The sequence below is a fragment of the Pseudobutyrivibrio sp. YE44 genome, assembly GCF_900104335.1.
In the GTDB taxonomy this organism is placed as follows: Bacteria; Bacillota; Clostridia; order Lachnospirales; family Lachnospiraceae; genus Pseudobutyrivibrio.
The window spans coordinates 1-1126 of sequence record NZ_FMXT01000028.1 but is presented as its reverse complement, the minus strand read 5'-3'; the positions used below and the strand labels follow the sequence as shown (position 1 = coordinate 1126).

1 protein-coding gene is annotated in these 1126 nt (G+C 41.5%); it reads right to left on the bottom strand.

From position 1 onward, the window contains the following. On the bottom strand, positions 1–1126 hold a 1126-nt coding region (gene tnpC, locus BLR54_RS14795; protein WP_090422420.1), incomplete at both ends, for an IS66 family transposase.

Genomic DNA, 1126 nt, shown 5'->3' with positions numbered 1-1126 from the left:
TCTTGATCCTTTAGACGACGCTTATAGGTTTGTTTGATTGAAAGTCCCTTTTCTTTATAGAGTCTTTCGTATCCAAACAGCTTATCGCAGTATAGAAGTCCTTGCACAGCAGGATGAGTGTAGTCAGCCTCGCGCCCCTTAGGTATAGCTTTTAGCCAATACCTTCTGATGTGTGCCCAACAAGCACATCGGTTAGCTTCGGGTACTTTGTTGTACCCTTTATAGCCATCGGTCATCAGATAGTAACCTTCAGGAGAATCCTTTAAGAATTCGGCTGCATTTGCTCCTTTTCTCGTAGGCGAATAGTTGAAGAGGATTATTGGAACACCTCTGTCCTCGCCAGTTCTAAATACCCATACATAGGATTTAGACTGTGGCCTACGGTCAGGTTCTTTTAAAACCTGTAAAGGAGTTTCATCTGCCATCAGATACATTCGCTCACAAAGCTTACGATGTAGATACTCATACATATGAGTCAGGTAAGCTTGAGAGCAGGTGATAATCCAGTTAGCCATAGTTGCTCGACTAATTTTAGCTCCCAAATGAAGGAAATCCTGTTCCTGTCTATAAAGCGGGCAAGCCATAACGTATTTGTAATACATCACATGTGCTGCAAGTCCTGAAGACACGTAACTACCTTTTATTAATGCAGGTTTGCACTTATCACGAAGGAAGATTGTGTCATCTTCTTTGCAAGCATTCGGACAACGGTAGGTTTTAGCGACATACTCAATCCTTTCCAAGTAAGGCTTGTGATAGATGACTTCAGTACGAACCACCTTAGTTCCTACCGGTTCCATAATAGTACCGCATTCATCACAGATACGTTCTTCCTTAGGAAGTTCCTTTACAGGAACCTGTTTTGTCTTGATGTTTTCAAATATCTCGTCATATGTTGCCTTTGGCTTACGTTCACGAGTATGAGCTTTAACTTCAACAATTTCAGGTTCGATAGGAATGGCAGGCGTATCCTCTTCATCAGATGAATCAAATAAGCTTAACTGCCCAGGAATATCGCCTTTACGGATTTCGCTTGTAGAACCAAACAGCTTTGTCTTTAGATAGTCAAGCTGAGCCTGAAGATTTGCTATAACTTGATCTTTTTCATCAAGCTTTGCATTTCTCT